This window comes from Rhizobium sp. USDA 3886, assembly GCF_056279785.1.
This window is the reverse complement of sequence record NZ_JBWCDC010000001.1, coordinates 2,561,287-2,574,027: the sequence shown is the minus strand read 5'-3', so window position 1 is coordinate 2,574,027 and position 12,741 is coordinate 2,561,287. Positions and strand designations below refer to the sequence as shown.

13 protein-coding genes and 1 pseudogene are annotated in these 12,741 nt (G+C 60.7%); 9 read left to right on the top strand and 5 right to left on the bottom strand.

Annotation, left to right across the window (positions count from 1 at the left end):
* Both ACZ9BX_RS13215 and ACZ9BX_RS13210 read left to right on the top strand, forming a co-directional pair.
* Window positions 1-711 (top strand): SDR family oxidoreductase, encoded by a 711-nt coding sequence (locus ACZ9BX_RS13215; protein ID WP_476218442.1) that lies wholly within the window; start codon window positions 1-3, stop codon window positions 709-711.
* A gap of 12 nt (window positions 712-723) precedes the next feature.
* Complete coding sequence (locus ACZ9BX_RS13210; RefSeq protein ID WP_476218441.1) at window positions 724-1,761, top strand: 4-hydroxyproline epimerase; 1,038 nt, start codon at window positions 724-726, stop codon at window positions 1,759-1,761.
* 3 nt (window positions 1,762-1,764) lie between these two features.
* Here the strand turns inward: ACZ9BX_RS13210 and ACZ9BX_RS13205 are convergent, their stop codons facing one another.
* Window positions 1,765-2,241, bottom strand: a complete 477-nt coding sequence (locus ACZ9BX_RS13205; protein WP_086996896.1) for an RbsD/FucU family protein — start codon at window positions 2,239-2,241, stop codon at window positions 1,765-1,767.
* The gene (locus ACZ9BX_RS13200; RefSeq protein WP_476218439.1) at window positions 2,225-3,472 is read right to left on the bottom strand and encodes an ROK family transcriptional regulator; all 1,248 of its coding nucleotides are present in this window, start codon (window positions 3,470-3,472) and stop codon (window positions 2,225-2,227) included. Before ACZ9BX_RS13200 ends, ACZ9BX_RS13205 begins: the two co-directional genes overlap by 17 nt.
* A 239-nt stretch (window positions 3,473-3,711) precedes the next feature.
* Between ACZ9BX_RS13200 and ACZ9BX_RS13195 the strand changes: the two genes are divergently transcribed.
* The 5 genes from ACZ9BX_RS13195 (at window position 3,712) to pyrC (ending at window position 8,488) form a co-directional block, all read left to right on the top strand.
* Window positions 3,712-4,731 (top strand): substrate-binding domain-containing protein, encoded by a 1,020-nt coding sequence (locus tag ACZ9BX_RS13195; protein WP_476218437.1) that lies wholly within the window; start codon window positions 3,712-3,714, stop codon window positions 4,729-4,731.
* Between the two features lie 154 nt (window positions 4,732-4,885).
* Window positions 4,886-5,950: an ABC transporter permease gene (locus ACZ9BX_RS13190; protein WP_476218436.1), complete on the top strand. Its 1,065-nt coding sequence runs from the start codon at window positions 4,886-4,888 to the stop codon at window positions 5,948-5,950.
* A gap of 2 nt (window positions 5,951-5,952) precedes the next feature.
* A complete protein-coding gene (locus ACZ9BX_RS13185; RefSeq protein ID WP_027510751.1) occupies window positions 5,953-6,735 on the top strand; it encodes an ATP-binding cassette domain-containing protein in 783 nt (260 codons plus the stop codon).
* On the top strand, window positions 6,732-7,358 hold the full coding sequence (locus ACZ9BX_RS13180) for a nucleoside triphosphate hydrolase (protein ID WP_476218434.1): 627 nt from the start codon (window positions 6,732-6,734) through the stop codon (window positions 7,356-7,358). The genes ACZ9BX_RS13185 and ACZ9BX_RS13180 overlap by 4 nt, the downstream gene beginning before the upstream one ends.
* An 89-nt stretch (window positions 7,359-7,447) precedes the next feature.
* Window positions 7,448-8,488 (top strand): dihydroorotase, encoded by a 1,041-nt coding sequence (pyrC, locus tag ACZ9BX_RS13175; RefSeq protein ID WP_476218432.1) that lies wholly within the window; start codon window positions 7,448-7,450, stop codon window positions 8,486-8,488.
* A gap of 36 nt (window positions 8,489-8,524) precedes the next feature.
* On the opposite strand, the gene ACZ9BX_RS13170 is transcribed toward pyrC, so the two are convergent.
* Window positions 8,525-9,007, bottom strand: coding sequence for an anthrone oxygenase family protein (locus ACZ9BX_RS13170; protein ID WP_476218430.1), 483 nt, complete (start codon window positions 9,005-9,007; stop codon window positions 8,525-8,527).
* Between the two features lie 2 nt (window positions 9,008-9,009).
* Window positions 9,010-9,834 carry an NmrA family NAD(P)-binding protein gene (locus ACZ9BX_RS13165; protein ID WP_476218428.1) on the bottom strand — a complete coding sequence of 275 codons (825 nt, stop codon included), beginning with the start codon at window positions 9,832-9,834 and terminating at the stop codon, window positions 9,010-9,012.
* Between the two features lie 96 nt (window positions 9,835-9,930).
* Between ACZ9BX_RS13165 and ACZ9BX_RS13160 the strand changes: the two are divergent.
* A pseudogene (locus tag ACZ9BX_RS13160) lies at window positions 9,931-10,591 on the top strand (TetR/AcrR family transcriptional regulator).
* A gap of 1 nt (window position 10,592) precedes the next feature.
* On the opposite strand, the gene ACZ9BX_RS13155 reads toward ACZ9BX_RS13160, so the two are convergent.
* Window positions 10,593-11,864 carry an MgtC/SapB family protein gene (locus tag ACZ9BX_RS13155; RefSeq protein ID WP_476218426.1) on the bottom strand — a complete coding sequence of 424 codons (1,272 nt, stop codon included), beginning with the start codon at window positions 11,862-11,864 and terminating at the stop codon, window positions 10,593-10,595.
* 154 nt (window positions 11,865-12,018) lie between these two features.
* Between ACZ9BX_RS13155 and ACZ9BX_RS13150 the strand changes: the two genes are divergently transcribed.
* Window positions 12,019-12,708: an orotate phosphoribosyltransferase gene (locus ACZ9BX_RS13150; RefSeq protein ID WP_476218424.1), complete on the top strand. Its 690-nt coding sequence runs from the start codon at window positions 12,019-12,021 to the stop codon at window positions 12,706-12,708.
* Window positions 12,709-12,741 lie beyond the last annotated feature (33 nt).

Genomic DNA, 12,741 nt, shown 5'->3' with positions numbered 1-12,741 from the left:
ATGTCCGATAGCACGAAGCCCGTAGCGCTGATTACCGGTGGCGGCCGCGGCATGGGCGAGGCGATCGCCCGCGAACTGGCCGCGCAAGGCTATCTTCTGGCCCTGATGTCGCCTTCCGAAAGCTGCGAAAAGCTGGCCTTCGAGCTTGGCGGCATTGCGTCACGCGGCGTGGCGGAAAAAGCCGAAGACATCCAGGCGATTTTCGACCTGACGATGAAGACCTATGGCCGCATCGACGCCGTCGTGAACCACACCGGTCATCCGCCGAAGGGCGATCTCCTGGACATTACTGACGAGATGTGGACGCTCGGTTCCGACATGATGATCCTGTCGCTGGTGCGCATGGCACGCCTCGTGACGCCTGTCATGCTGAAGCAAGGCAAGGGCGCCTTCGTCAACATCACGACCTTCGCCGCCTATGAGCCGTCGCTGATCTTCCCCGTTTCCTGCACCTATCGCGCGGCGGCAGGCGCGTTCACGAAGCTTTATTCGGATCGGTATGCTGCGGATAATATCCGCATGAACTGCATCCTGCCCGGCTATATCGACAGCCTCAACCACAAGCCTGAAACCGCCGACAAGATCCCGATGAAGCGCATCGGTCATATGGAAGAAATCGCCAAGACCACAGCCTTCCTGCTCTCTGATGGCGCGGGCTATATCACGGGTCAGAATATCCGCGTCGATGGCGGCGTCACGCGTCACGTTTGATAGGAGTAAAAAATGAGGTGGAAGCGTACCATCCAGCTTCTGGACGTTCACTGCGAAGGCGAGATCGGCAGGGTCGCGATCGGCGGCGTGCCGAAGATCCCCGGTGAGACGGTCGCCGCACAGCTTCATTGGTTGAATACGGATCCCAAGGGCACTGAGCTTCGCCGCTTCCTCTGCCTCGAGCCGCGCGGCGCGCCGATCGGGTCCGTCAATCTGCTTTTGCCCGCCAAGCATCCCGATGCCGATGCAGCCTTCGTCATTCTTCAGCCGGATCAGGCGCATGCGAGTTCCGGCTCGAATTCGATCTGCGTCACCACCGCGCTGCTCGAATCCGGCATCGTCGAGATGAAGGAACCAGAAACGGTCGTTACACTCGAGACCGCTGCCGGTTTGGTTAAGGCGGTGGCAACCTGCCGCGACGGTCGCTGCGAGAAGGTGCGGCTCACCATGGTTCCGGCCTTCGTCCATCAGCTGGACGTCGAGATCGAAACGCCGCATTGGGGCAAGGTCAAAGCCGACATCTGCTATGGCGGCATCTTCTATGCGCTGATTGATGTCCGCCAGATCAACCTGACGATCGAGAAGGCAAATGCCGCAGGCCTCGTTCAGGCAGGCATGATCCTCAAGGAAATCATCAATCGTGATATCCCGGTCGTGCATCCGGAAATTCCGGCGATCTCCGGCGTTGCCTATGTGATGTTCCGCGATCGAGAGCCGGATGGCGCGGTGCGCACCTGCACGACGATGTGGCCCGGCCGCGCCGACCGCTCGCCCTGCGGCACCGGCAGTTCGGCGAACCTGGCGGCCCTCCATGCGCGCGGCAAGGCCAAGGCCGGCGACATCTTCAAGTCGCGCTCGATCATCGGCTCTGAATTCGAGGTCGGCTTGCAGGCGATAACCGAAGTTGCAGGCCGCCCGGCCATCATCCCGACGATCACCGGCCGCGGTTTCACCTTCGGCCTGTCGCAGGTGGCGCTCGACCCTTTCGACCCGCACTCGGGCGGCTTCGCGCTGACAGATGTCTGGGGACCGCAGGCGGGCGAGATTTGAGCGTCAATAGTCGAAAGGCTCGACGGTCGTCTTGACATGTTCGCCGGCAGCCTTCGGGTAGATGACGCCCTTGCGCAGGATGATGTTGGCGTAGAGGCGCGGCTCGCTCGTCTGAATGACGGCGTGGGCGGCGCGCACACGATTGTAGAAATCCTGGCCGACAAGTGGCGTCACGTCGCGGTGCGGCTCGTGCTTGGCGCAGCAGTCGATCATTTCCTCATGCACGGGATCGAGCTTGTCGCGCTCGGCCTTGACGGTCGAGCGGAAGATCGCCTCAGGCACGAAATCGTCGATCGGCAGCACGCTTAGAACTGCGTCGAGCACCGGCACGATGCCGTGGCCGTCGAGGCGGATTAGCCGCCGCGCATGCTCGACACCCGGATAATTGCCGTCGACGATGGCGATCTCGTCGCCATGGCCCATCTCGCGCAGTGTCGAAAGCAGTTGCGGACTCAAGAGCGGATCAAGTCCCTTCAGCATTTTCAATCTCCTTGAAAAGCACGTTCTGGTCGGTTAGATAGCGCGCAAAAATCGGCAGGCTCGCGCCACCAATCGCGCGCGCTTGCGCGCCCACCACGCCCTCGATGATCTCTGGCATCACAACACCCTGCAGGTCGAGTTTCGCGGCCTCGCGGATTGTCGCGTTCACGATACGCGTGCGCACCCAGCCGGGGAAGCCGCCGTCGATGACGGCAGCACTGAAATCGATGATCGAGGCAGCGGCAACGATCGCCTGAGCCAGCGCTTTCGCAGTGTCCTGGATCCAGGTTTCCATCGGCTCGCCGAAGTCAACCCAGTCGTCGGCAGAATACCAAAGCGGCTGAGGATCGATGCCTTTCTCGCGCAGCATGTTTTCGAGCACGAAGATCGAGGCGATATCGAGAAGCTGGCGGTTTTCGCCGTTCTTGCCGCGTACCGGAAGCGGTCCGATCGCGCCGGCGGTGCCTGTGCGCCCGGAGAAGATCGCTGAATTGAGGACAATGCCGCCGCCGATGAAAGAACCGATGAAAAAATAGACGAAATCCGGATAGGACGGGCCGACGCCGAAGACGAGCTCCGCACCGCAGGCGCTGGTCGCATCATTTTGCAGATAGACCGGATACGAGACGCGCGCGGCGACTTCGGCCTGCAGATCGAACCCGCGCCAGACTTCCATTGCGCCCTCCGGCGCACCGACCTCGTCTGCCCAGTTCCAAAGCTCGAAGGGCGCGGCAATGCCGATTCCTGCGGCCCGGCTCCGTTGCCTGTCGCTGAGCCTGCTTTCAAGCTCCCGGATACCAGAAATGATAAAGGCGAGAATTTCGTCGGGTTGGGGATAGGCATATGTCCGGTGCAACTGCATGCGGATGCGTCCGACGAAATCCATCAAAACCAGATCGGCGCTGCGCCGGCCCATCTTTACGCCGAAGGAATAGACGGCGTCGGGATTGAGACGCATCGGGATCGACGGCTGGCCGACGCGACCGCGGACGGGTTCGCCTCTTGAAAGCAACCCCTCCCTCTCCAGTTCCCTCATGATGACGGAAACGGTTTGAGCAGAAAGGCCGCTGCGGCGTGCGATGTCGGCCTTCGAAAGCGAGCCGTAAAGGCGCACCAGCGAAAGGACCAGCCGCTCGTTATAGGCGCGCACCCTGACCTGGTTCGCGCCTCCCGCCGGATTTAGAATTGGTGGTGTGCCCGGCGCGTGCGTCGGACCGTCCAAGGACGACATTGGGCCACTCCTCCCGTTCATTGGCCTATGCCCGATTTTTAATCAACATGCCACATGGAATTAATAATTCAATTGGATTTATTTATTGACAAGCGAATTTCTTTTCGTTTTTAATTGCGATCGTCAACAGTATGGGACGGCTTTGGAGGAGGCCTTTTGACTGAATCCGCGATGTCGTCCTGTGTCTCAAATTCCGGTTCTGCCATGCGGGCGTTCCGGCAAATCTCTGGGAGGAGTTCATGAAGAAATCAGTTCTGGCTTTCGGCACGCTTGCACTCGGCGTTGCCTTTTCCGCTCCGGCCATGGCCGCAGATGTTTCCGCCTGCCTCATCACCAAGACGGACACCAATCCGTTCTTCGTCAAGATGAAGGAAGGCGCAACGGCCAAGGCGAAGGAGCTAGGCGTTACACTGAAGTCCTACGCCGGCAAGATCGACGGCGACAGCGAAAGCCAGGTTGCCGCGATCGAAAGCTGCATTGCCGATGGCGCAAAGGGCATTCTGATTACTGCATCCGATACCAAGGGCATCGTTTCGTCGGTCAAGAAAGCGCGCGACGCTGGCCTGCTGGTCATCGCGCTCGACACGCCGCTCGATCCGGCTGATGCCGCTGACGCGACCTTTGCGACCGACAACCTGCTCGCCGGCAAGCTGATCGGCCAGTGGGCCAAGGAAACACTCGGCGACAAGGCAAAGGATGCCAAGGTCGGCTTCCTCGATCTGTTGCCGTCGCAGCCGAGCGTCGACGTTCTGCGCGACCAGGGCTTCATGATGGGCTTCGGCATCGACACTAAGGATCCAAACAAGATCGGCGATGAGGACGATCCGCGCATCGTCGGTCATGATGTGACCAACGGCAACGAAGAAGGCGGCCGCAAGGCCATGGAAAACCTTCTCCAGAAGGATCCGAGCATCAACGTGATCCATACGATCAACGAGCCGGCCGCTGTGGGTGCCTATCAGGCGCTGAAGGCCGTCGGCATGGAGAGCAATGTGCTGATCGTTTCGGTTGACGGCGGTTGCCCGGGCGTCCAGTCGGTCAAGGACGGCGTCATCGGCGCCACTTCGCAGCAGTACCCGCTGATGATGGCGGCTCTCGGCGTCGAGGCGATCAAGAAGTTCGCCGACAGCGGTGAAAAGCCGAAGCCGACCGAAGGCAAGTCCTTCTTCGACACCGGCGTTTCGCTCGTCACCGACAAGCCGGTTTCCGGCGTCGAATCAATCGACACCAAGGTCGGCACCGACAAGTGCTGGGGCTGAGCCCGGTTCTCTAGCCAGAACACCGGCCGGGGCTTGATCCCCGGCCGCTTTCGACAGACGATAAGCTCTTGCCTCAAGAACCGGCGTTCGAAGACCGGAGCAAGATGGGCAACAGCTTCCGCGCGCGGTTCGGCGCGAAAGCGGAGGAGGAAAAATGACCGGAGCACAGGACTTCGAACGGGTTCTTGACAGCAGCGACAAGAATGTCGCGTCGTTTGAACACCAGGAAATCTCATTTCTGAAGCGTGCGCAGCACTTCCTGCATTCGACGCCGGCAGCGGTGCCGCTGATCGTGCTGGTGCTTGCGATCATCATTTTCGGCATCGCGATCGGCGGGCGGTTCTTTTCGTCCTACACGCTGACGCTTATCCTGCAGCAGATTGCCATCGTCGGCATTCTCGGCGCTGCCCAGACGCTGGTCATCCTGACCGCCGGCATCGATCTTTCGATCGGCGTCATCATGGTCATTTCCGCCGTCATCATGGGCAATTGTGCCATCACGTACGGAATTCCGACACCGATCGCCGTCATCCTCGGCATGCTGGTCGGCGGTGCATGTGGCTTGCTTAACGGTTTCCTCGTCGCCTACATGAAGCTGCCGCCGTTCATCGTGACGCTCGGCACCTGGAACATCGTCATGGCGACGAATTTCATCTACTCGGCAAACGAGACGATCCGCGATGCGGACGTGGATGCACAGGCGCCGCTGCTGCATTTCTTCGCGCTCAGTTTCAAGGTCGGCAATGCGGTCCTGACGCTTGGCGTCATCGCGATGGTGCTGCTGGTGCTCGTGCTCTGGTATGTTCTCAATCACACGGCCTGGGGCAGGCATGTCTATGCGGTCGGCGATGATCCGGAGGCGGCAAAGCTCTCGGGCATCCAAACCAAGCGCGTGCTGCTCACGGTCTATGCGATCTCGGGTGTGATCGCCGCTTTTGCAGCCTGGGTATCGATCGGCCGCAACGGCTCCATTTCGCCATCCTCTGCGGTCACCGATTACAATCTTCAGGCGATCACGGCGACCGTGATCGGCGGGATCTCGCTCTTCGGCGGCCGCGGTTCCATCCTCGGCACCTTGTTCGGCGCGATGATCGTCGGCGTCGTGTCCATGGGCCTCAATATGCTCGGGGCCGACCCCCAGTGGAAAGTCCTGCTGACCGGTGTGCTCATCATCGCCGCCGTTGCCATCGACCAATGGATCAGAAAGGTTTCGGTGTAATCATGGCTGTTGAACCCATCCTTACCGCCCGCGGCCTCGTCAAGCGTTACGGACGCGTCACCGCGCTCGACAACGCCGACTTCGATCTCTATCCCGGCGAAATCCTCGCCGTCATCGGCGACAATGGCGCCGGCAAGTCGTCGCTCATCAAGGCGATTTCCGGTGCAGTCACGCCCGACGAAGGCGAGATCACGTTGGAGGGCAAACCGGTGCACTTCAGGTCGCCTATGGAGGCACGTGAGGCGGGCATCGAGACCGTCTATCAGAACCTTGCGCTTTCTCCGGCTCTGTCGATTGCCGACAACATGTTTCTTGGCCGCGAGATCAGAAGGCCGGGCGTGCTCGGCAGCTGGTTCCGCATGCTCGACCGGCCGGCGATGGAAAAGCGCGCCCGCTCGAAGCTCTCGGAACTGGGTCTGATGACGATCCAGAACATCAATCAGGCGGTCGAAACGCTGTCCGGCGGCCAGCGCCAGGGTGTGGCGGTCGCGCGCGCGGCCGCTTTCGGTTCCAAGGTCGTCATCATGGACGAGCCGACAGCCGCACTCGGCGTGAAGGAAAGCCGTCGCGTGCTGGAGCTGATCCTTGACGTAAAGTCCCGCGGCCTGCCGATCGTGCTCATCTCGCACAACATGCCGCATGTCTTCGAAGTCGCCGATCGCATCCACATCCACCGGCTCGGACGCCGCCTGACGGTCATCAATCCGAAGGAATACACCATGTCCGACGCGGTGGCATTCATGACCGGCGCCAAGACTGTTCCGACGGATCCGGTTGCCGCATGAGCGTAACCGTCGGGGAAATCGCCGGCGAGGTTATCAGCCGCGCTGGCGATACCAAGCGCTTCCTGATTGCCATCGCTGGCCCGCCCGGCTCCGGCAAGTCGACCATGGCGGATAATCTCGCCGATGCGTTGAAAGCCAAGGGTGAAAGTGCGGAAGTATTGCCCATGGACGGCTTTCACATGGACAATGCGATCCTCATCGAACGCGGCCTGCTCGCCCGCAAGGGCATCCCGGAGACGTTCGATGTGCGCGGCTTCCTCGATATCATCCGCGCCGTCAAGCGCGCCGACCAGGAGGTGCTGATCCCGGTCTTCGACCGGTCGCGCGAGATCGCCATCGCGTCGGCCCGCGTCGTGTCGCCGGAGCACCGCTTCATCATCGTCGAGGGCAACTACCTTCTGTTCAACCAAGGCAAATGGGCGGAGCTTGAGGGCATCTTCGACTACTCCATTATGCTTGCCCCGCCGATCGAGGTGCTGGAAGAGCGGCTCTGGGCCCGCTGGCGCGGCTACAAGCTGACAGAAGAGCAAGCAAGCGCCAAGGTCTATGGCAATGACCTGCCGAATGGCAGGCTCATCCTGGAAAACCGCCGTCCCGCCGATGTAACGCTCGAAATCGCCTGACAATTAAAGCGGCAAAATGTTTGCCATAAGCCGTGCCGGGGTGATAATGCGCGGGCAGGATTTAAAAGCCGCCCTGCCGGAGTTAGCGCATGCAGTCCCTCACCATCCGCCGCCCTGACGATTGGCACCTGCATCTGCGCGACGGCGCTATGCTTGAAGGTGTGATCGGCGATACCAGCCGCAACTTTGCGCGCGCCATCATCATGCCGAACCTCGTTCCGCCGGTCGTGACGACGGCGGATGCGAAAGCCTATCGCGAGCGGATCATGAAGGCACTGCCGGCCGGTGATCGCTTCGAGCCGCTGATGACGCTCTATCTAACGGAGCATACGAGCGCCGATGATGTCGAGGAAGGCAAGAAAAGCGGACTGATCACGGCGGTGAAACTTTATCCGGCGGGTGCGACCACCAATTCCCATAGTGGCGTGCGTGACATGGAAAAGGCCATGCCAGTGCTGGAGCGGATGGCGAAGATCGGCCTGCCGCTTTGCGTGCATGGCGAAGTCACGACGCCGGAGGTCGATATCTTCGACCGCGAGGCAGTGTTTATCGAGACCGTCCTCGATCCCTTGCGCAAGCGCCTGCCGGAATTGAAGGTCACGATGGAACACGTGACAACGGCGGACGGCATCGACTACATCAAGTCGTCAAAAGCCAATCTCGCCGGCTCCATCACCACGCACCACCTGATCATCAACCGAAACGCGATCCTCGTCGGCGGCATTCGGCCGCATTACTACTGCCTGCCCGTCGCCAAGCGCGAAAACCACCGTCTGGCGCTGCGCGCGGCCGCCGTGAGCGGCGACAAGCGCTTCTTCCTCGGCACGGATTCAGCCCCGCATATCGACCCGCTGAAGGAGTGCGCCTGCGGCTGTGCCGGTATCTATACTTCGATCAACACGATGAGCTGCCTCGCCCATGCTTTTGAGCAGGAAGAGGCGCTCGACAAGCTCGAAGCCTTCGCCTCGCTGAACGGCCCGGCCTGGTATGGTTTGCCGCCGAACGAAGAGCTCATCACGCTGGTGAAGCGCGAAGTGCCTGTCACATTTCCGGAAAAAATCGAAACCGGAGCCGGAACCGTGACGGTGTTCGATCCGATGTTCCCGCTACACTGGGATGTCGAACGCTGACAACGGGCGGGGAGGAGCAACGCCCTCCCGCTTTCTTCAAAGGACCATCAAGGCGCGCACGAAGGCGATTGCGGAAAGCAGCGATGCTATCGTGCGGACGTGGTTCCACCAGGTCCAGTCCTTCAGATAGGTATTCCAGACGCTGACGGCTTCCGCGCCGTTGCCGCTTACCTTTGCTAGTGCGTCGTTCATCGGCACATTGAAGACGATCGTCGAGATGAAGGATGCGATGACATAGAGGCTGGCACCAGCCAGCATCCAGACGCCAGCGCCTCCACGCCAGTCGATGATGGCCAGGACGGCGATCAGAACGCAGAGTATGGCGGTCGGAACGAAGATCAGCATGAACGGCGAGCGCACGATCGTGACGTTGATCGAATTCATTGCCGCGATGCCCTGTTCCGGTGGAATACGCGAAAAGGCGGTCATGATGAAGGTCGAGAAGGCAAAGAAGATGCCGGCGACAATTCCGCTGCCGATCGCAGCGGCGACGAGCGCAAGAGTGAGGATCATTCCCATGTTCATGCCCCCCATATGCCGGTCGCCGCGGTCTCGCGGACATATTGGCTGAAGTCTTTTGGTGGCCGCCCGAGGATTTCGGCAAAGCCGTTCATGACGCGCGAATTGCGGCCGTCGAGAACCTTGCCGAAGAGCTCCTCGAGAAGATCGATCGTTCCTGCCGGTACGCCGGTCGCGGAGTGCCCGGCCTTGAAGTCCGCCATGGAAACCTGGCGATAGCGGATTGTCCGGCCAGTTGCCGTCGCAATCTCCGACACCGCCTCGCGGAAGGTGAGCGCACGTGGTCCAGTCAATTCGTAGGTCTTGGCGAGGTGACGCTGGTCGGTCAGCGCGGCAACGGCAGCGTCGGCAATGTCGTCGGCATCGGTGAAGGGCTCCTTTACCTCGCCTGCAGGCAGAGCCAGCTCTCCCTCGACAATCGATTCCACGAACGCGCCTTCGCTGAAGTTCTGGCAGAACCAGGAGGCGCGCAGGATCGTGTAGCCGATGCCGGAGGTCTTGAGCATCTCTTCGCTGCGTTCCGCGCCGTCTTCGCCGCGGCCGGAGAGCAACACGATGTGCCGCAAGCCCGAATCCGCGGCCGCCTTCGCTAAGGCGCCAATGGCGTCGGCGGCCCAGCTCACGGCGAGATCAGGTTGAAAGGTGACATAGGCGCTGGTGGCGCCCTCAAGCGCGGCCGACCAGGTTGCTCTGTTCTCCCAATCAAAAGGGCGGGTGCTGGAACGCGAGGCGAGCCGGGACTTGATGCCGCGCTTTTCGAGCCGGGCGGCGACGCGACCGCCGGTTTTCCCCGAGCCGCCGACAAGGATGATTTCGGAATTCTGCATTGGACTGCTCCTTCCATGGAATAAGAGAAAATCTCTTATTTGCATAATGGGATAAACTCTCTTATTTTCTCCGTCAATAGAAAATTGGAGTACCGAATGCCAGAACAGACCGCAGTTAGGCGTAAAAGAGGATTGCAGTCGGCCGGCCGGCCACGCCGAATCCCGCGCCAGCAGCGTGGGCGGGAACGCTTCGAGAAGATCCTGTCGGTGGCAATGGAACTGATCGAAAAGAACGGCAGCGACGCCCTGAAGATGAGCGAAATCGTTGAAAAGGCGGAGCTTTCCTTCGGCGCTCTTTATCAGTATTTCCCGGACAAGAGTTCCATCATCCGGACGCTTGCCGAACGCTTCAACGAGCAGGGCAGGCACTGCGTAGAAGAAGAGCTGGCCAAGGTGACGAGCGCCGAAGCGCTGCAGCGGGCGCTCTGCAACGTCGTCGATCAGTATTGTGATTTCTTCCGCAGAGAACCGGTCATGCGCGACATCTGGCATGCGACCCAGGCCGACAAGCTGCTGCAGCAAGTCGATGCCGAAGACATGGAATTCCACTCGCAAAGACTGTTTGAGGTTTTGGAAAAACTGTGGCCCGAGCGTGAAGGAGGCGAATTGCTGGCGATTGCGCGGCTGACGATGCATTTGCTTGCGGCCGCCGTGCGTTATTCGATCTCGGTCGGCGAGGAGGAGGGGGCGGACCGCGATCGCGCTCTACAAAAGGATGCTGCCGGCCGATATCGGCCGGCTTCTCGACAACCCGTGATTTAGTCTGGCATGAAGCTGCGGAGCATGAAATAGGCGATTGCTCCCATGGCGACGGCGACCGCTGACGCCAATGCCAAAGCTACACCATATTCCCGCTTGCCGGCGGTGAAGGCCAGTACCGCCTTTGTCACGACATTGACAGCGACGGCTATGAGGATGACGTCGGCAGCGGTTTTGGCATTGATCGCCGTGCCCATAAGGCGCGCCGTCGAAAGTGTGATGGCGTCCACATCGACCAGCCCGGAGATCGCGGCCACGGCGTAAAGTGCCGACGCGCCGATATAATCGATTGCCATCTTTGAAATCAGGGTGATCAACCCAAGCAGCGCGGCAAAGGAGAAGACCATGCGCAGTTCGAACGGGTTCTTCAGCTCAATTTCCGGCACCTCCCTCGCGGAGCCGGAGCGCCAGACCCAGAAGAAGCCCGCAATCAGGAAGCCGATGATCGCCGGGATCAGGCCGGCCGCAAGCGGAGGAATCAAGTCGAGCGACAAGGCGCCGCCGATGACAAGGACGCGGGCAAAGGACAAGGCGCCAGCGACGGCCGCTCCGGCCGCCAGGTGCGTCGAACCCTGAGGCGCCTGCTTGGAATAGCGGGCGAAGGAGAGCGTCAGCGCAGTGGAAGAAACCAGTCCCCCGGCCGCGCCCGCCAGCAGAATACCGCGGCCCGTGCCGGTCAGTTTGATGGCGACATAGCCGGCAAAGGAAAGCGCGGCGATGGTAATGGTCAGCACCCATAGGGAGAAGGGGTTGAGCGCCCCCCAAGGATCGAGCGGCCTGTCCGGCAGCAGCGGCAAAGCAACCACGGTCATGGCAAGCAGCACCAGCGCAGAGCGAAGCTCCGGCCAGGTCAAACCTCTCAAAAAGCCATGCAGGCTGTGGCGCGCCGCAAGAATTATGGTCATCACGACGCCGCTTGCAGCCGCAGTCACGATGTCGCCGACAGCCGCGAGTACGCCGAGGCCGAAAACCGCCAGCGCGGCCACGACCGAGGTTATGCTGTAATCTTCGTCTTCCTGCGTCTCCTGCCAATTCCCGGCGATATAGGCAAGGCCGAGCAGCGCCGCGACCGTCGCCGGCAGGAAGGGGCCGACTATCGAATGCAGTGTCCCGGCTATTCCGCCGAGAAAACCCGTAAGGGCGAATGTGCGGATGCCCGCGGTCCTGCCGCCCGCCCGGACCTCGCGCTCCCGCCAGCCCCGCTCGACGCCGACAAGCAGGCCAATCGCAAGCGCGACACCGAGACGCTGAAAGATTTCGATATGTTCCATGGCCTAACGATATTCCTGTTGCGCCATCGCACAATCCGAAATGTTTGAAAGAGTTGACGCATTCATTGCTATTCTTGACGCCGGCCCACCGCAGTTCTGGAATCTTTGCGCGCTTGCTGCTATTGCCTCATGGATTTAAGCGAAGGAGAGAGCGATGCCCTTGACGACTTTTCCCGACCGCGCCGTCATGGCCGAACTGGTGGCGAAGATGCTCTGGGAGATCAAGGCGGTCCATTTCAACGCCGCTCAGCCCTACAAGCTCTCCTCCGGCATGGCGAGCCCTGTCTATATCGATTGCCGCAAGCTGCTCTCTTTCCCGCGCATCCGTTCCACGGTGATGGATTTTGCCGCAGGCGTCGTCCTTCGTGACGCCGGTTTCGAACAGTTTGATTGCATCGCCGGCGGCGAGACGGCAGGCATTCCCTTCGCCGCGCTGCTTGCCGACCGACTCGGCCTGCCGATGATCTATGTCCGCAAACAGCCGAAGGGTCATGGTCGCAATGCGCAGATCGAAGGCAATATGCCGGAAGGTTCGCGCGTCCTTGTCATCGAGGATCTGACGACGGCGGGCGGCAGCATGTTCAAGTTCATCGATGCCGTCCGCGCGGCTGGCGGCATCGTTCATCACGGCATTGCACTCTTCTACTACGGCATCTTTGACGAAGGCGCGCTGCGCTTTGCTGACGGGAAGGTGAAGCTGCACTACATCGCTACCTGGCGCGACGTTCTGGCTGTTGCGAAAGCACAGGAGCTTTTCGACGAGAAGACGCTCAGCGAAGTGGAAGCCTTCCTCGACGCGCCGCTCGCCTGGTCAGGCCGCAACGGCGGCGTTTCGTCGCTTTAACGGCAGATAGACGAAGTGCGGCTTTGCTTTTGC